We start from the raw sequence: 16,864 nt of genomic DNA, 5'->3' as shown, positions 1-16,864 counted from the left end.
AAGTGGCTTTTCTTATTGTAGACGAAACCGCTCGCTTCTACCAACTTCAATTCAATCAAAAAACACAGTTTTTATTTTTAGAAAAATCAAAAATAAATCTAAAGTCAGATTGAAACATTGTTATTACCTTGTATAATGAAAAGAACGAAAGCGCTTTCGTTCTTTTTCGAAACCGCTTTCGATATATTTTTAAGTATGATTTCAATTTAATAAGGAGGATGAATATTCTTTGAAGAAAACTTGTGCATTAATATTGAGTGCTTTATTAGTTATACCTACCGGTGTTTCTGCCACTCCGAAAGAAGGTGCTGATTCTGTGAAAAATAAAATGCAGCACAAACCAAAGTGGTCCCTCACCTGGTCAGATGAATTCAACAAACCTGGGATTGACCGTAGTAAATGGACGTATGACATTGGAAATTGGCTCAAGGATGAAGAAGGTAATAATGTCGCTCCTGGCTGGGGAAATGAAGAAAAACAATATTATACGAATTCCAAAGACAACTCTTTTATTAAAGACGGTAAATTAATTATTCGTGCTCAAAAAGAAACGATTACTGATGATACAGGAACATATGATTATACTTCTGCCAAATTGAAGACAAAAGGGTTATTTAGCCAAACTTATGGAAGATACGAACTTCGTGCTAAATTACCTACTGGGAAAGGATATTGGCCAGCACTTTGGATGCTTCCTGAAAAAGATAAATACGGCGGATGGGCCGCCTCAGGAGAAATCGACATCATGGAAGCCTGGGGCAGCAGACCCAACGTAGTTGCTGGTACAATCCATTATGGGGAAACATGGCCAAACAATCGCTATACAGGAAAAGAATATGTACTGCCTGAAGGACAAGGAATTAATACGTGGCATACGTATGCTGTAGAATGGGAACCAGGTGAGATCAGATGGTACGTAGATGGAGTGCTGTATCAAACCCAAAATGCATGGTACGCAAAAAATCAAAACAATCCTATAAATTTTTCATATCCAGCTCCATTTGATCAAAATTTTTATTTAATTATGAATCTTGCAGTTGGGGGCCATTTTGATGGAGACCCCGATGAAACGACTACCTTTCCACAACAAATGGAGATTGATTACGTACGTGTTTATGATTTAAAAAATGGTGATTACCGTGATCCGGTAGAGCCTACACCACAGCCTGTTGAATTGCCTGCTGATGCAAAACAGCCAACAGCTGACGGAAACTTAATCTATGACGGGAACTTTGAAAAGCCTTTTACATTCATCACACAGAACGAGCAGACATTAGATAACTTGTACTGGAATCTTGTTACTCTTCCCGACTTTGGCGGCGAGGCTTCTGTAAAAACTGAGCCCATCAATGAGAAGAATTTCGCTAAAATTTCACCTACTACACCCGGTTCCCTTCTGCACTCTGTACAAGCCATCCAAAATGTTTCACTTGGTAAAAGCGGAAGATATAAAGTCAGTTTTGATGCAAAGTCAACGGCTGATCGACAAATGGTTGTGAAAGCAGGAGGTGGAGCTGATCGAGGCTGGAGCAAATATTCCAACGAAGAAACCATCAAGCTAAGTGACAGCCTTCAATCTTATGCGTTTACTTTTGATATGCTCGCTGAAACTGATATAGCTGCTCGACTTGAATTCAACCTTGGAAATAACGGAACGGCTCCCGTGTGGATCGGTAACGTACGTGTAGAAGAAGTTACAAACGAGCCAATTGATGAGGCTGCTTCAAAACCCCCTCTGAAAGACGGCAATCATGTATATAACGGAACCTTCGATCAAGGCAGTATGGATCGTATGACATATTGGAGTTTTGAATCAAATAACAAGAAAGATAAAGCTACTGTAAGTGAGGAATCCCGTGAATTTCATGCGAAACTAAAAGTACATCCTTCTAAGGCAACAGATAAATTCCTTGTCCAAAAAGGGATTCAACTGACTAAAGACAATGAGTATGTTTTATCCTTCAAAGGCAGAGCAGATAAAGACCGGGAAATTAAGATCGGACTATTGAATGAGGATGGCAATATATCGTATATAACCCCTCAGGAGATGGAGTTAAACAAAAAAAGCAATCAATACGAAATGAAGTTCACGCATACTGGAGAAACAGACTCTAATAGCCAGTTGATCTTCTATTTAGGCGGAGACTCTGCAGATGTTTATTTGGATGATATTGTTTTAAAAACAGAGGTGGATATGAATCCTTTGCAAAATGGAGATTTTAGTTCTGGTCTGTCTAACTGGAGCAACTATGTCCATTTTGATGCAACTGCGAGTGTAGAGAGTGAAAATGAACAAGCTAAAATCAGCATTGTCAACGAAGGAAATGAAACTTGGAGTGTCCTTCTAGAGCAAGCCAATCTTGCATTAGTTGAAGGACTTCAGTATGAGTTACGTTTTACAGCACGCTCAGAAATTGCTCGTGACATAGAGGTGACGCTTGAAAACGCACAATATAACAGATATTTTAATGAAAAAGTACAAGTGGGAGCTGAAGAAAAAAACTATACTTATACCTTTACTCCTTCAGCAACAGATACGATGTCACTTAAATTCCTTCTTGGGAAAAGTACTCAATCCCCAATTGGGACACACACGATCTTTTTAGATAATGTGGAGTTGAAAGCAGTAAAATAAATTCATTTAAAGACGCTTAAATTCTATTCTCGCCTACAAAGTCGAGTCAGATTTTGAGCGTTTTTTTATACGTTCAACTTCAAAAAAAAAGAACCTTTGTCTTAAAACAAAGGCACAAATCATTGAAACAATAAAGGCGGCGCAGATTTATTTGTTTGCAAATCATCAAGGCTCTTAAACGTATAGCCTCTTTTTTGAAGAGCTTCTATCGTTGTCTCTAACGCATCAGCGTTATCTTTTGAAACAGTATGAAGCAGCATAATACTGCCAGGGTGAATCTGCTTCATGATTTGGTTGTACGAATATTCCCAACCACGCTGTTTATCGGTTTCCCAATCCAGAAAAGCAAGTGACCAGAACACATGTGTATATCCTTCTTGTTTTGCAAGCATGATCGTTCTTTCACTAAACACACCTCTTGGAGGACGTATATAGTGCATATCCGTTCTGCCAGTCAGCTCAGTGTATCTTAATTTTACTTTTTCAAGCTCATTTTTCAATCGAGCATCGGATACTTGGGTAAGGTCTGGATGGTGGTATGAGTGGTTCCCTACAATATGCCCTTCTTCAGCCATTCGTTTTATTAGGTGAGGGTGGGTCTTCATAAATTGTCCGGTTACAAAGAAGGCAGCAGGTACTTTCTTTCTCTTCAATACATCCAAAACATCATCGGTATAACCGTTTTCATATCCGTTATCAAATGTTAAATAGATGTCTTTCTTAGCAGGATCTCCGATAAAAAGACTATCGTATTTTTGAATGAGCTCCATATATCTTGCGTCAGTAACAGGAGGCTTTTCTTCCCCCTTTTTCTCAAAGTACCATTCAAGCTTTTGATTAGATACTCCTCGTTGAGCATAAATAACATGTGTTTGTGCGAAAAATAAAATAGAAACCAATATTAGGTACAGGAGCCGGTTGATTCTCATAATACATCCTCCTTCAAACGACAGCCTATACCTTTATTTTGCAGTAAATAAAGAAAAGCATGCTAGGGATATAAAGGAAGTAAAGTTAAGTACGGATTCGAATGTGACATGGCGCGTCGTAAATCTTGAGAATCGCTCATAAATCTTGAGAATCGCTCATAAATCTTGAAAACCGCTCATAAATCTTGTAAATCGCTCATAAATCTTGAAAATCGCTCATAAATCTTGAAAATCGCCATAAATCTTGAAAATCGCTCATAAATCTTGAGAATCGCTCATCCAGCGTGCACTATGTGCCGCTGGACGAGCATTTATTAACTGACTTGAAGTTTCCATTGCTGAAAAAAAAGAAAAAGCCACGAACTGTGGCTTTCAAAACAAATTTATTTAAATACTGGATCTTTAAACTGCTCGAGCTTTTGTAAAGATGACTTTTCAACATGCTCATGAAGGCTGTTTCCGTGTGAATCCATCGTTACAACCGCTGTAAATCCGTTTACGCGAATGTGCCACATCGCCTCAGGAACACCGAATTCCATTAGATCGACACCTTCTACTTTTTCCATACACTCGGCATAATATTGCGCTGCACCGCCGATTGCGTTTAGATAAACACCGCCATGTTCCTTAAGAGCAGCAAGCGTTTTTGGACCCATTCCGCCTTTACCGATAACTGCGCGGATACCGAACTTTTTCATGATATCCCCTTGATAAGGTTCTTCACGAATGCTTGTTGTTGGTCCTGCAGCTTTCACAACCCAGTTGCCATCAGCATCTTTCGCCATAACAGGGCCACAGTGGTAAATAATCTGTCCGTTAAGATCAATCGGTGCTGGATTATCCATAAGATGCTTATGGATCGCATCACGGCCAGTATGCATCATGCCATTAATCGTCACTACATCTCCGACTTTTAATTCGCGGATTTGCTCTTCTGTAATTGGCGCTTCCAACGTTACGCTTCTTGTTTTTTCTTCTTGTTGCTCTACGGCTGCAGCTGCTTCTTCTTCAGCCTTATTGAAATCCACTTCTTCGCCTTCTTGATACAGCCATTCTTGGATCTCACCTGTTTCAGCGTTCAATTTCACTCCTAAGCGGCGATAAGCCCAGCAGTTGTATGCTACAGAAACGAAGAAACTTGCCGGAATACGATTAATTACGCCAACTTTACAGCCTAACAGCGTTGTCTCGCCGCCAAAGCCCATCGTACCGATTCCAAGCTTATTGGCATTCTCCATCACATACTCTTCAAGCTTGCGAAGGTTTTCATTCGGATTAACATCATCTACTGAACGGAACAGCATTTCTTTGGCTAGCTCATATCCAGAAGTACGGTCTCCACCGATGCCTACTCCGATAAATCCGGCACTGCAACCTTGGCCTTGTGCTTGATAAACTGAATGCATGATACATTTACGAATGCCATCCAAGTCTCGTCCGGCACGGCCTAATCCCTCTAACTCAGCAGGGAGACTGTATTGAATATTCTTATTCTCACAACCTCCGCCTTTTAAGATCAATCGTGCATCAATATAGTCTTCTTCCCATTGCTCAAACTTAATAACAGGCGTACCATCACCAAGGTTGTCCCCGCTGTTATCACCTGTGATAGAGTCAACAGAGTTCGGGCGCAGCTTCGTATCTTTGGTTGCGTCTGCAATCGCTTGGCGAATCGCTTTTTTCATCTTGATCTGATTTACTCCTACTGGAACTTTAATTTTAAAAGTAGGAAGTCCCGTGTCCTGACAGATCGGCGATACATTTTCATCTGCTTTTAAAATATTATCTGTAATCGTATCTAAGGACATCGCAGCGCGTGTACCTGCATTTTCTTTAAGCTTTGCAGCAAGAATCGCACGGCGAACGTCTTTTGGCAATTTAGTTGATGTTTCAACAATCAGCTTGTACATGCTTTCTTGAAATTTCTCCATCTCTTCACTACCCCTTTATGACTTGCTATTGTAAGCGTAATCAAAATTATTAATGAGTCCATTATAACAAAAAAAACCGTCTCTTTAGTAAAGAAACGGATTTCAGCTTATTTTTCTTCCCAATCGTGACGGAATTGTTTGCACTTTTCTTCTAAGTCATCAAGCATTCCAATAATTCTGTCGATCTCTTCAATCCCAGCTGTTTCAGCATCTATAGAATCTAAAACATCAACTAATAAATCAATACGATTTTTAATATATTCTTTTTGAGAGGATTTATCCTGAATAGAGTTACCCATGTTGATCTCTCCTTTCCATCCACTCTACTTTAACAAGGCCAGCCGATTTTGCCAATACAGAATTAAGCATTTGCCAACATAAGTTTAGCCTTTTTCTTTAACGTACGTTCAGTTAAGATAGAAATTGTCCATTTTGGTCGTGAAGGAGAATTGTTAATGGTATTAAAAACGAAATTAAAAGCGATTACCCCAGATTATGATCCGTGGGAAGCTTATTTAGATATGAGTGAGCACCAAAGATTGCAGCTATCCAATATCGAAATTACAACAACGACTCTTTGCAACATGCGCTGTGCTCATTGTGCTGTCGGTTACACTTTACAAACAAAGGATCCTGAACCTCTCCCGTTGGACCTTGTCATCAAAAGACTCGATGAGATCCCTCAGTTAAGGGCGTTCAGTATCACTGGCGGCGAACCGATGATGTCATTAAAATCGGTTAAAAACTATGTTGTGCCCCTATTAAAGTACGCTAAAGAACGAGGTGCACGCACACAGATTAACTCAAATTTAACTTTAGATTTAGCGCGTTATGAAAAAATTATTCCGTACTTAGATGTACTTCACATTTCCCATAACTGGGGAACGCTGGAGGAGTTTTCTGACACGGGCTTTGCGATGATGGATAAGAAACCTTCTGTCGAACAACGTAAAGCTTATTTTATCCGCCTTGTTGAAAATGCTAAAGCACTGACTAAAGCTGGTGTTTTGGTATCGGCTGAAACAATGCTCAATAAAAAGACTCTTCCCTATTTAGAAGACATACATAAACATGTTCTCGAGATGGGCTGTCAGCGCCATGAAATTCACCCGATGTACCCTAGTGACTTTGCGAGTACACTGGAGGCCCTATCACTAGATGAAATGCGTGAGAGTATTCATCATCTGCTTGATGTTCGAGATAAAAAAACTTGGATGCTCTTTGGAACTCTTCCTTTTTATGCATGTTCAAATAATCAAGAAGATCTAGAACTCATCAAAAGGCTTCGATCAGAAGAAAATGTTACAGTACGTAACGATCCCGACGGACGTTCAAGACTAAACATTAACATGTTTGATGGCAATATCATTGTGACTGATTTCGGAGATGCTCCAGCACTCGGGAACATCAAAGACACAAGCTTGCTCGACGCTTATAAAACCTGGTGTGATTCAGCGCTTGCAAAAGAGCTTAGCTGCCACTGTCCTGCGGTTCAATGTTTGGGACCAAACGTACTTGTTAAACACTCTTACTATAAGGACACCGACTTTACATTGAACACGTCTAAGCTTTAAAGCGTTAAAAAGTTATAAACTTTACAAAAGTAAGTTTAAATCGTATAATAATAGGAAATTATATACTGAAGTTTTAGCTTTGTACTAATAGAGGTGAATGATAATGGATTATAGCACTATGTGTCCGAAATACGAAGTAGCCATGGATATTATCGGTAAAAAGTGGACAGGACTCATCATTCGCGTTTTGATGGATGGACCTAAACGATTTAAAGATATTAAGTCCCAGATTCCTGAGATGAGTGATCGTATGCTTACGGAGCGCATGAAGGAATTAGAGTCTGTGGGAATTGTAAAACGCAATGTTTACCCTGAGACACCTGTGCGAATTGAGTATTCACTAACGGATAAAGGAAATTCTTTAAAAACAATCATCAATGCGATACAAGACTGGAGTGAACAATGGGTTGACCATTGTTAAAGATAACAAAGGCAAAAAAAGAAAGGACAGCCATCAGAGGTTGTCCTTTTTACATATTGCTTGTATGGAAGCTAAACGATACGTGGTCTTGAACAGGGATCCAAGCACCAATTCCTTGCTGCGTTACGTTTTGAATGACGATCTCTCTTTTGCCGCCTTTTAAAACGATATAAACTTCACCATACGTAACACGTCCTCTTTCATTTACCGCTGGAACGTAACTGTGTAAGTACCCCACTTGTTTAGGTGATACATGGTACACATTAGATTTCTTCGTACCTGCTCCAACAGCTGTTTGGAACGACAACGGAAGCTTTGACTTTTCTGCCGCTGAGATCAGCATCATCTTTTGAACCGCTTCACTGTTAGGAATAGAAGCTGTTAAACCACCGCTTACTTTTTTATGTGCGGTTTGATTGAAATATAATTTAGCAACTGATTTTGCTCCTCTGTTATCTAAACGGTTCGTGTTGATCTTTTGATGTTCCCAGTTCACCGTAGTCTCCGTGGACTGATAAGACAACGGCCATTGTCCTAAGTAAATTTTTGCTCGGTACCAAAAAGCTACTTTTGAAGCATTGATGCTCGACTCATTAAGCAATCGGATCAAATCTGGATTTGTGATCGGTACATCCGATGTTTTAAGCATCGCTTTAGCTAGCTTGCTCGGCTCCAAGTACGGAAGATCTTGTGCAGAGTTTGGATACGTGTTCTCTTTAGATATGCTAAGAACAGAGCTAGGCATCTTTATATCTGCTTTTGGAGCAGCTTTTTCTATCTTCTCTGTTTTTTCTGCCGGCTTTTGTTCTGGCTGCTGTTTTGTTTTCTCTGCTGCAATTGCTGTATTCGTCAATACAAAAAGCATAACAAATATAATAATAAAAATTCTTCTTTTCATAACATCCTCCTTTACCCTATTTTTTTCTATCCCTCAAAATTTATCCATGCTGGACCTCTGGATTACTTCGGGTATTGTTGGAAATATAAAACACCCCGATCCATTAAGAACCGAGGTGCTGTTGCTTTTCATTTATGCTACAATCTCAAAGCTTTCTGTAACGTTTATACTATCTTTAACAGATTGAACCATGGAACAGTTTTTTCTTGTTACTATTAACGCTTTTTCAACTTTTTCTTGAGAAAGTTCGCTTCCCTTAATCACAAAGTGAAGATGGATATCAGAAACTCTGTTTGCTTCGTCTTCCACTCGTGTCACTTTAGCTTGTACGCTGATATCTTCATAAGTCATTCTCATGCGCTCTAGAACTTTCCGTAAAACTCCACCGCTGCAAACAGCTACAGAAGAAACAAGTAATTGAAACGGTCTGTATCCATACTCCGCATCACCGCTGATCTGAAGCGTTCCATAATCTACAGAAGTCTCAAAGCCTTTTTCGGTCATTTTAAATTCCAAAATTACGCATCTCCTCTATTTAAGTTTATACTCAACTTTTTACAAGTTCCATTGTACAATGGTTTTAGTTTGTTTTGAAAAGGAGATGCTCATGCAGCTTTCAACGTATAGATTCTCAGTCTTAGTCAGCATCGTTTTTATTTCCGGTTTCGCACAAGGAATGCTACTTCCTTTGATCGCGGTTATTTTTGAACAAGATGGAACGTCTGCTTCGTTAAACGGCTTCCATGCAACCGCTCTTTATATTGGTATTCTGATCGCTTCTCCCTTTATTGAGAAGCCGCTTAGAAGATTTGGCTATAAGCCCCTCATCCTAGCAGGTCTTCTGGCCGTAATTCTTTGTTTTGCTATGTTTCCGGTTTGGAAAGTCTTTTGGTTTTGGTTTGTGTTAAGACTCCTGATTGGCATTGGAGATCATATGCTCCACTTTTCTACCCAAACATGGATTACATCAAACAGTCCAGAAAATAAGAGGGGTCGCAACATTTCCTTGTATGGCATCGCATTTGGTGCTGGGTTTGGAATCGGGCCCCTTATGACAAAAATGTTAGAGATCAACGAGAACCTTCCTTTTTGGCTCGCAGCTGGTCTTTGTTTGATTTCCTTTATCCTAATGACAACGATTCGGAATGAAAGACCAGAGACGGAATCAGCACGTACTGCTGGTGTAACAGCAATTGACCGTTATAAAGATGTGTTAAAAATCGCTTGGGTTTCTTTGCTTCCGCCATTTGCTTACGGTTTTTTAGAAGCAACACTGCACGGCTCTTTCCCAGTCTTTGCTCTTCGAAACGGAATCAGCCTGGATTGGGTAGCCGTACTCTTGCCGGCATTCGTGCTAGGAAGCCTCGTATTTCAACTGCCTTTAGGCATATTAAGTGACAAATGGGGACGAAAGCCGATTCTAATCTTTTCTTTTGTATCCGGTTTTTTCTCGTTTTTAGCAACCTACTGGAGCATGAACAATTTTTGGATCCTTATCTCATTGTTCTTTTTATCAGGAATGTTCGTTGGCTCCATGTTCTCACTCGGTATAGCCTACATGAGTGATTTGCTGCCTAAATATCACCTTCCTGCAGGAAATATTTTAGCAGGAATCAGTTTCAGCATAGGTAGTATGGCAGGTCCGTTAATCGGTGGAAGTTTTATCAGCTTGTTTAAAGGCGGGGCTTTTGTGTTTGCGATCTGCGGAATGTTATTTATTCTTTGTTTACCTATTCTTTTCATGAAAAATAAGCCACAATCTTCTTTAGCGTCTAAATCTGCTTAAAACATATTTTTTTCTTTTTACTCCATATAATAAAAGCAGGAATTTTGACTTTAGTTAAACATTCTTTAAACTAGAATTAGACGATTCAAAATAAGGAGTAGATTTGTATGATGAGATTACGTTCAGATATGCCTGAACTTAGCGGTGCAACAGAATGGATCAATGGAGAAGTTTCTAAAAGCGATCTAATTGGAGATAAGCCGACTCTAATTCACTTTTGGTCGGTAAGCTGCGGATTATGTAAGGAAGCGATGCCTAACATCAATCAATTTCGTGATGACTACAAAGATGAGCTGAATGTTATCGCTGTTCACATGCCTCGTTCTGAAAAAGACTTGGATATCAACCAAATTAAAGAAGTAGCAGCAGAACACGACATTACACAGCCGATCTTTGTTGATAACGAACATGCTTTAACAGATGCATTCGAAAACGAGTATGTTCCAGCTTATTACGTTTTTGATGCAGAAGGAAAGCTTCGTCACTATCAAGCTGGTGGAGACGGAATGAAGATGCTTACAAAGCGTGTTAACCGTGTGTTAGGAAAAGAAACAAAATAAGCATGCAAAAAACCGGGCGGATGCCCGGTTTTTATTTTGGATCTAATATTTTTATTTGAAAGCTCGTTCAATAAAACGAAACAATAACGCTAAAAACTTATAAACAAATAGCCCTGTCATTGCGCCTATTCCGTTTAAAAGAATGTCGTCAATATCAAAGATGCGTTTTGCATACTCATACTGCAGTATTTCGATCAAAAAGCTCGTACCGAAACCGAGTACAAACATGAATCGCCATGAATTAAACACCCGGAATATTAAAGGCAGCAACAGACCAAAAGGCAAAAACAGTATTACATTACCGATGATGTTCTTAAAAATAAGCCAATAATCATGGCTTCTCCACATCAGCCTAATGCTATCGAATAAAACAAGATTGGCTGATTTTCCATACACATATTCGTTAAACGAAAAAAGCGTGGCCTTAATAAGAACGGCAAAGTACACGATAAAAAGAAGTGCCCCTAAAATACTAAATATCACTCTGACTTTTTTCATACTGCCTTTCTCCTGCCTTTTTCAAAGAAATTCCCATAAGTGCCTTTTTAGTGTAACACGCAAAGCTCTTAAGGAGATACAGGTAAAAGACACAAACTTTTCTCCAGTAATTTTCTACATTTTAAGCTGTCGTTTTTTTACGTGTCTTTTTTACAACAAAAAATAAAATGGTGGCTACAACAATAACTCCAGCTACTGGCAGCATGTATTCTTCTGCCTTTGCTCCAACATCTTTCCACTGAGGTCCAAACTGTTTCCCAAGATAGATGTAGAACGCTGTAATTGGAAACATCGCAATAAACGTGTAGATCGAAAAGACCCATACATTCATCTTAGCCATGCCACATGGAACGGAGACCGTTGTTCTGACGCCTGGGAGAAAACGTCCAAAAAAGGCTACCCCTGCACCATATTTATCAAAAAAGCGGTCTGCTGCATCGATTTCTTTTTCTTTAATAAACACATATTTACCATATTTAATTAAAAACGGTCTGCCGCCATATCGACCTAAGGCATAGAGAGTAAGAGGTCCAAATGTGCCACCAACCGTTCCTGCTAGGACGGCGAGCCAATAGTTCATATCACCTTCATATACCCAAAACCCAGCGAGCGGCAATACAAGCTCTGCTGGGACAAATTCAAATGTAAGTGCAACAATTAGTCCTAAATACGAAAATTGTTTTAAAAACTCAATAAATGAGAGAATAAGTTCTTCCATCCTTATCGCCCTCCCTTTCTATTCAAGCATAACGAGAATCATTATAACACATGTATCAATGCCCAATAAACATTTCATAAAACCGTTCAAAAACTTGTGCTTTTTGTTTTTGTCTTAAATGTCGTCGACTCGTGTCAAGGATTGCTGATTCGTGGATATATGGCTTAAAATTTATGGATTCAAAGCTAAAACTTTTGGATTCAGGGGTGAAATTCGTGGATTCAAGATCTAAATTCGTGGATTCACCATTCTGAAGGTGCTCTTTGGCGCATCTACATAAAAAAAGCCGCCCATTATAGGACAGCTTTTTGACTAATCGCTTAGATTAATGAAAGTCATTCTTTTTGTTCGAAGATTTGCTCGTTTTATGCTGACTGTCATTTTTGTTGTTCTTATTGTTGTGGGTCTGTTTATTACTTTTTCCCATATCAATAATACCTCCTTACGATAAGGTACTATTAGCTTTTCCTAGGATTCAGCCTTTAACAAGCCCCTTTTCTTGGCAAAATCAATCTTATATTTGTGAAAGGTTGCATTAAGGACACCACCAGACAATAAGACGATACCCGTCAAATAAAACCACAGCATTAAAACAATAATGGCACCGATACTTCCATAAGTAGCTGAATAATTACCAAAATGATCAACATAAAAAGCAAATCCTAGTGACACAATTTGCCATAAGAAAGTTGCAACAAGTGAACCGTACCAAATTTCACTATATTTCAGTTTTTTACATGGAGCAAGATAATAAAGAACAGAAACAACTGTAGAAATAATGAGGAAACTAATCAACCATCTCAATACTCCCCAGATTTGTAAAAATTCATCACTTAAACCTAAATAAGAAAAAGCAGCATTTCCAAGCATCTTACCGAAAACCGGGAAAACCAATGCAATAATAAAAGCAAAAATTACTCCAAAAGTTAAAAAGATAGCTAACAGTCTTGTTTTAATAAAGCTTCGGCATTCTTCTACCCCATATGCTTCATTAAGCGTTTTAATGACGGCATTAATGGCATTAGACGCAGACCAAATGGTAGCTAAGATACCAATCGATAAAAGGCCGCCGCTTCTTCCCTCTAATACGGCAAGTAAATTTTCCCTTACAGAGTCCATGGCTTCTGCTGGTACAAAATGTTCAAGCAGATCAAGTGCTTCAGCTGGTTCTATAAAGAAAGCACCTAATGTTAATAAGAAGATTAGAAAAGGAAAAAGGGAGAGCAGAAAATAATAAGCAAGCTGTGCTGCAAGCCCTGTTACATCTCCTCTTTGGAAACCATGAATGAACTCGATTCCAAACGATCTAGCTTTCATGTTTTTAAGTATGTGCCATAATGTCAATGTTCTTCTCACCCCTAACATATTTGTATAGTCCCTTTATCATTCCCTTTCATAGGGGTGATAAAAACTTTTTTTAGGATAAGTTTATAATTTTTTATAATGGGTAACTTAAGAATAATTCCATATTACAACACACAAAAAAAAAGGAGGAATTTTACATGAGTTTATTATGGGCACTTATAATTGGAGGAATCATCGGTTGGTTAGCAGGTCTTTTAACAGGACGTGACGTACCAGGCGGAATCATCGGTAACATCATCGCAGGTTTTGTTGGTGCATGGTTAGGTGGATTATTGTTAGGAGATTGGGGACCAATGGTAGCAGGATTTGCGATTATTCCAGCTATTATCGGTGCAATCGTAGTCGTACTTATCGTAAGCTTTATCATGCGCAGCATGCGTAGCCGTGCATAATAAGAATCACTAACACATAGTCATTACGTAAAGAAAAGCTGGTTCAAGTTGATCATAATATGATCTTCCTGAATCAGCTTTTTTATTATTTTAGAATCTCTTTTTAAACACATAACTCGGCTTCTCATAATGCATTTTTTCTTCATAAAAACGATGAGCGTCCAAGCGGTTAACATTAGAACTTAAAGCAACACAGTTGCAATTATTTTGAAGAGCGTATGACTCTAAAAATGCCAGCAGTTCTTCTCCATACCCTTTTGATCGTTCTTCTGAATCTGTAATGAGATCATACAAATAAACATGTTTTCCATCATAGAGATTTGTAAGAATCGCAAACCCAGCCAATGCGACAACCTTACCTTCATTAACATTTGCAAATAACGTATAGCCTTCTTTTTGCATTTGAAGAAACAACTCATAAAATAAGTCCTCTGAAAGATGTGTTCGAAGCTGGCTCATTACAGGAAACGCTTCACGCACTTCGTGTTCTAGTGATAACTGCCTGATCTCTCCCATTTCATTTCTCCTTTTATAATGACTCTCTATTTTTTATTTCAATTAATAACCTTTCACAACCTGCTGTTACGAGGTCATAAACTTCTTGAAAATTACCCGTAAAATATGGATCTGGAACATCTTCATACTCATTTTCAGGTACAAAATCCAAGAGTCTAGCGATCATCCCTGTCTTTGATTGGCCAGCCATCTTATGCATATTGCCAATGTTTTCAGCGTCCATACCGATAATATAATCATATTGAGTAAGATCATTTGTTTTAACCTGACGAGCTGTTTGACCTTCATATGAGATCTGGTTTTTTTTTAAAATGTTCCTTGTTCCTTCATGAGGTGGTTCACCAACATGCCAGTTACCTGTTCCGGCAGAGTCGATTGAAATGAATTCAGATAGTCCTTCTCTTTTTACAATATCCCGAAAAACAGCTTCTGCCATCGGAGAGCGACATATGTTGCCCAAGCAAACAAAGAGTACTTTAATCATCAATCATACCCCTTTCGTCTTACCTTTAAAGGTATAACAATTTCATCCAATAATAAAGGGCAAATGTACACAAAATGCTGTTTTCGCAAACATTGTTGCTTTTTGAAAGTAGTTGATTTCCGCTCCAGGCGGTGAGCTTTCCGCGGGGCAGGCGGTGAGCCACATTTGTACGTTTCACTTTTAAGTGTCTCACCTGCCCGCCTGTCCCGCAGGAGTCTCCCACCTTGCGCTACAATCAACTTGCAAATGATGAAAATGAAAAAACCAAAAGCAACAATCCCTTTAAAAAAATCACACAAAAATAAAACCAGGCTGGTTAAACCCGATTTTATTTGTTCTGTTATTATGCTGTTGAATTTAAGATAAATTGTTTTGAAAGTTGCATTCCCTCGGAACACGAGCATCCTTTAAACGAATGAAATCATTAAGTACTTTGGTATGAACTGGTCTTTATGTGTAATTCTTCTTGTCTGTCTTTTCATTCACTTCACTGAAAAGTTGATTGGAGTGCAAGATGCGAGACTCCTACGGGACGAGCGGACAGGTGGAGACTCCTAATGGCGCAAAGCGGCAGGAGGCTCACCGCACGCCCCGTGGAAAGCGAGCATCTGGAACGGAAATCAACTGCTTACAAAGCATCGTTTGACATACCGTTTAACTAAGCCAGATAAGCTTCTCGAACAGACTCATTTGTAATAAGTTCATTCCCTTGACCTGCCATCACGATTTCACCCGTTTGGAGAACATATCCACGATGAGCGATCTGCAAAGCCTGGAACGCATTCTGTTCCACTAAAAGAATCGTCATGCCTTCTTTATTTAAGTCACTGATAATATCAAAGATTTGTTCCACAATTACAGGCGCTAAGCCCATTGAAGGTTCATCCAGCAACAAGAGACGAGGCTTGGACATGAGCGCCCTGCCCATCGCAAGCATCTGCTGCTCACCACCGCTCATTGTTCCTCCCTTTTGAGTTAAACGCTCTTTTAATCTTGGAAAGTAATCAAAGACCTGTTCCATTCGTTCTTTAATGACTTTCTTATCTTTTACAATAAAAGCACCCATCTCAAGATTTTCTTTTACCGTTAACCTCGGAAAAATTCTTCTGCCTTCAGGAACGTGGGCAATTCCCGTTCGAGCCGTAATATGAGCAGGCTGTTTAGAGATGTCTTTTCCTTCATAGATCACTGAACCTGTTTTTGGCAGAACCTGACCGCTGATTGTTTTTAATGTTGTGGATTTCCCTGCACCGTTAGACCCGATTAATGTAACGATTTCCCCTTTTTCAACAGAGATGCTGATTCCCTTTAGCGCATGAATACCACCGTAAAATGTGTTTACATCTTTTAATTGCAGAATACTCATCGTTTTCCTCCTTACGCTGGTGTTACGGCACTTTTTCCAAGATAAGCTTCAATCACTTTTACATTATTGCGGATTTCGGCAGGCTTTCCTTCAGCAATCTTTTCACCGTGATCTAATACAAAGATTTGTTCAGAGATCTCCATAACAAGTTTCATATCATGCTCGATTAATACGATCGTTACATCTAGATCTTCCCTCATGCGGTGAATAAACTCTGTTAGTTCGCGTGTTTCTCTAGGGTTCATTCCAGCTGCTGGTTCATCCAGAAGAAGCAGCTTTGGTTTTGTAGCAAGCGCTCGTGCAATTTCCAGCCTGCGCTGTGCCCCATAAGATAAATTTTGAGCATCTTCATTTAAATGCTGAGCCAGACCGACATATTCAAGCCAATGGTAAGCCTCTTCCTGTGCCAGCTGCTCTTCTTCTCGAACTTTTTTTGTTTGGAATAACGTCCCGACAACTCCTGCTTTAAATTGCTTATGCAAACCTACCATCACATTTTCTAAAACTGTAATATTTGAAAAAAGACGAATGTTTTGGAAGGTCCGGGCAATTCCGTGTCTCGAAATCTCATGCGGTTTTAATCCGACCAAAGAAGTTGAGCCAAGTTGCACATTCCCTTTATCAGGCTGATAAACCCCTGTTATCAAGTTGAAAAAGGTAGTTTTACCCGCCCCGTTAGGACCGATTACTGCTGTAATGGAGCCTTTTTCAACTGTCATATCCACTGAATTTACGGCGACAAGACCGCCAAATTGTTTTGTAAGATTGCTAACCGTTAAGATTGACATGTT

At 39.3% G+C, this 16,864-nt stretch carries 20 protein-coding genes; 7 read left to right on the top strand and 13 right to left on the bottom strand.

Annotated elements, in window-relative coordinates:
- Positions 1-229 precede the first annotated feature (229 nt).
- Complete coding sequence (locus P8610_RS11090) at positions 230-2,635, top strand: carbohydrate binding domain-containing protein (RefSeq protein WP_394604432.1); 2,406 nt, start codon at positions 230-232, stop codon at positions 2,633-2,635.
- Positions 2,636-2,754: 119 nt separating this feature from the next.
- Here the strand turns inward: P8610_RS11090 and pdaA are convergent, their stop codons facing one another.
- The 3 genes from pdaA to P8610_RS11075 all read right to left on the bottom strand — a co-directional run bounded on the left by pdaA (position 2,755) and on the right by P8610_RS11075 (position 5,794).
- Positions 2,755-3,564, bottom strand: coding sequence for a delta-lactam-biosynthetic de-N-acetylase (pdaA, locus tag P8610_RS11085; protein ID WP_394604431.1), 810 nt, complete (start codon positions 3,562-3,564; stop codon positions 2,755-2,757).
- Between the two features lie 383 nt (positions 3,565-3,947).
- Positions 3,948-5,495, bottom strand: coding sequence for a fumarate hydratase (locus tag P8610_RS11080; protein ID WP_394604430.1), 1,548 nt, complete (start codon positions 5,493-5,495; stop codon positions 3,948-3,950).
- Between the two features lie 107 nt (positions 5,496-5,602).
- On the bottom strand, positions 5,603-5,794 hold the full coding sequence (locus P8610_RS11075; protein WP_066243343.1) for an SE1561 family protein: 192 nt from the start codon (positions 5,792-5,794) through the stop codon (positions 5,603-5,605).
- 156 nt (positions 5,795-5,950) lie between these two features.
- On the opposite strand from P8610_RS11075, the gene yfkAB reads away from it, so the two are divergent.
- Both yfkAB and P8610_RS11065 read left to right on the top strand, forming a co-directional pair.
- Entirely contained in the window at positions 5,951-7,069 is a 1,119-nt protein-coding gene (gene yfkAB, locus P8610_RS11070; protein WP_394604429.1) for a radical SAM/CxCxxxxC motif protein YfkAB, read from the top strand.
- Positions 7,070-7,172: 103 nt separating this feature from the next.
- Positions 7,173-7,490: a winged helix-turn-helix transcriptional regulator gene (locus P8610_RS11065; protein ID WP_066243338.1), complete on the top strand. Its 318-nt coding sequence runs from the start codon at positions 7,173-7,175 to the stop codon at positions 7,488-7,490.
- A 49-nt stretch (positions 7,491-7,539) separates the two neighbouring features.
- Here the strand turns inward: P8610_RS11065 and P8610_RS11060 are convergent, their stop codons facing one another.
- Both P8610_RS11060 and P8610_RS11055 read right to left on the bottom strand, forming a co-directional pair.
- Complete coding sequence (locus tag P8610_RS11060) at positions 7,540-8,388, bottom strand: YfkD famly protein (protein ID WP_289497118.1); 849 nt, start codon at positions 8,386-8,388, stop codon at positions 7,540-7,542.
- Between the two features lie 132 nt (positions 8,389-8,520).
- Positions 8,521-8,904: an OsmC family protein gene (locus P8610_RS11055; RefSeq protein ID WP_394604428.1), complete on the bottom strand. Its 384-nt coding sequence runs from the start codon at positions 8,902-8,904 to the stop codon at positions 8,521-8,523.
- A gap of 91 nt (positions 8,905-8,995) precedes the next feature.
- Here P8610_RS11055 and P8610_RS11050 point away from each other — a divergent pair, with 91 nt between their 5' ends.
- Positions 8,996-10,174 carry an MFS transporter gene (locus P8610_RS11050; protein WP_353958320.1) on the top strand — a complete coding sequence of 393 codons (1,179 nt, stop codon included), beginning with the start codon at positions 8,996-8,998 and terminating at the stop codon, positions 10,172-10,174.
- 110 nt (positions 10,175-10,284) lie between these two features.
- Positions 10,285-10,734, top strand: a complete 450-nt coding sequence (locus P8610_RS11045; RefSeq protein WP_394604469.1) for a TlpA disulfide reductase family protein — start codon at positions 10,285-10,287, stop codon at positions 10,732-10,734.
- Positions 10,735-10,785: 51 nt separating this feature from the next.
- Here the strand turns inward: P8610_RS11045 and P8610_RS11040 are convergent, their stop codons facing one another.
- The 3 genes from P8610_RS11040 to P8610_RS11030 all read right to left on the bottom strand — a co-directional run bounded on the left by P8610_RS11040 (position 10,786) and on the right by P8610_RS11030 (position 13,294).
- On the bottom strand, positions 10,786-11,232 hold the full coding sequence (locus tag P8610_RS11040; protein WP_289497124.1) for a VanZ family protein: 447 nt from the start codon (positions 11,230-11,232) through the stop codon (positions 10,786-10,788).
- Between the two features lie 121 nt (positions 11,233-11,353).
- Positions 11,354-11,950, bottom strand: a complete 597-nt coding sequence (locus P8610_RS11035; protein WP_394604427.1) for a DedA family protein — start codon at positions 11,948-11,950, stop codon at positions 11,354-11,356.
- A 468-nt stretch (positions 11,951-12,418) separates the two neighbouring features.
- Entirely contained in the window at positions 12,419-13,294 is an 876-nt protein-coding gene (locus P8610_RS11030) for a YihY/virulence factor BrkB family protein (RefSeq protein WP_394604426.1), read from the bottom strand.
- A 158-nt stretch (positions 13,295-13,452) separates the two neighbouring features.
- Between P8610_RS11030 and P8610_RS11025 the strand changes: the two genes are divergently transcribed.
- On the top strand, positions 13,453-13,707 hold the full coding sequence (locus tag P8610_RS11025) for a GlsB/YeaQ/YmgE family stress response membrane protein (protein WP_289497129.1): 255 nt from the start codon (positions 13,453-13,455) through the stop codon (positions 13,705-13,707).
- Between the two features lie 90 nt (positions 13,708-13,797).
- Here P8610_RS11025 and P8610_RS11020 read toward each other — a convergent pair whose 3' ends face one another.
- The 3 genes from P8610_RS11020 to P8610_RS11010 are packed head-to-tail and all read right to left on the bottom strand — an operon-like array spanning position 13,798 to position 14,930.
- Complete coding sequence (locus P8610_RS11020; protein ID WP_394604425.1) at positions 13,798-14,223, bottom strand: GNAT family N-acetyltransferase; 426 nt, start codon at positions 14,221-14,223, stop codon at positions 13,798-13,800.
- A 13-nt stretch (positions 14,224-14,236) separates the two neighbouring features.
- Entirely contained in the window at positions 14,237-14,707 is a 471-nt protein-coding gene (locus tag P8610_RS11015; RefSeq protein WP_394604424.1) for a low molecular weight protein-tyrosine-phosphatase, read from the bottom strand.
- A 25-nt stretch (positions 14,708-14,732) separates the two neighbouring features.
- Positions 14,733-14,930, bottom strand: coding sequence for a hypothetical protein (locus P8610_RS11010; RefSeq protein WP_394604423.1), 198 nt, complete (start codon positions 14,928-14,930; stop codon positions 14,733-14,735).
- A gap of 291 nt (positions 14,931-15,221) precedes the next feature.
- Between P8610_RS11010 and P8610_RS11005 the strand changes: the two genes are divergently transcribed.
- Entirely contained in the window at positions 15,222-15,353 is a 132-nt protein-coding gene (locus P8610_RS11005) for a hypothetical protein (protein ID WP_394604422.1), read from the top strand.
- A gap of 12 nt (positions 15,354-15,365) precedes the next feature.
- On the opposite strand, the gene P8610_RS11000 is transcribed toward P8610_RS11005, so the two are convergent.
- Together P8610_RS11000 and P8610_RS10995 are read right to left on the bottom strand one after the other, a co-directional pair.
- Positions 15,366-16,073 (bottom strand): ABC transporter ATP-binding protein, encoded by a 708-nt coding sequence (locus P8610_RS11000; protein WP_394604421.1) that lies wholly within the window; start codon positions 16,071-16,073, stop codon positions 15,366-15,368.
- 11 nt (positions 16,074-16,084) lie between these two features.
- A complete protein-coding gene (locus P8610_RS10995; protein ID WP_394604420.1) occupies positions 16,085-16,861 on the bottom strand; it encodes an ABC transporter ATP-binding protein in 777 nt (258 codons plus the stop codon).
- Positions 16,862-16,864 lie beyond the last annotated feature (3 nt).

The sequence above is a fragment of the Fictibacillus sp. UD genome (assembly GCF_043558025.1).
Classification (GTDB): domain Bacteria; phylum Bacillota; class Bacilli; order Bacillales; family Fictibacillaceae; genus Fictibacillus.
The sequence above is the reverse complement of the archived record's forward strand: the minus strand, read 5'-3'. Positions and strand labels throughout refer to the sequence as shown.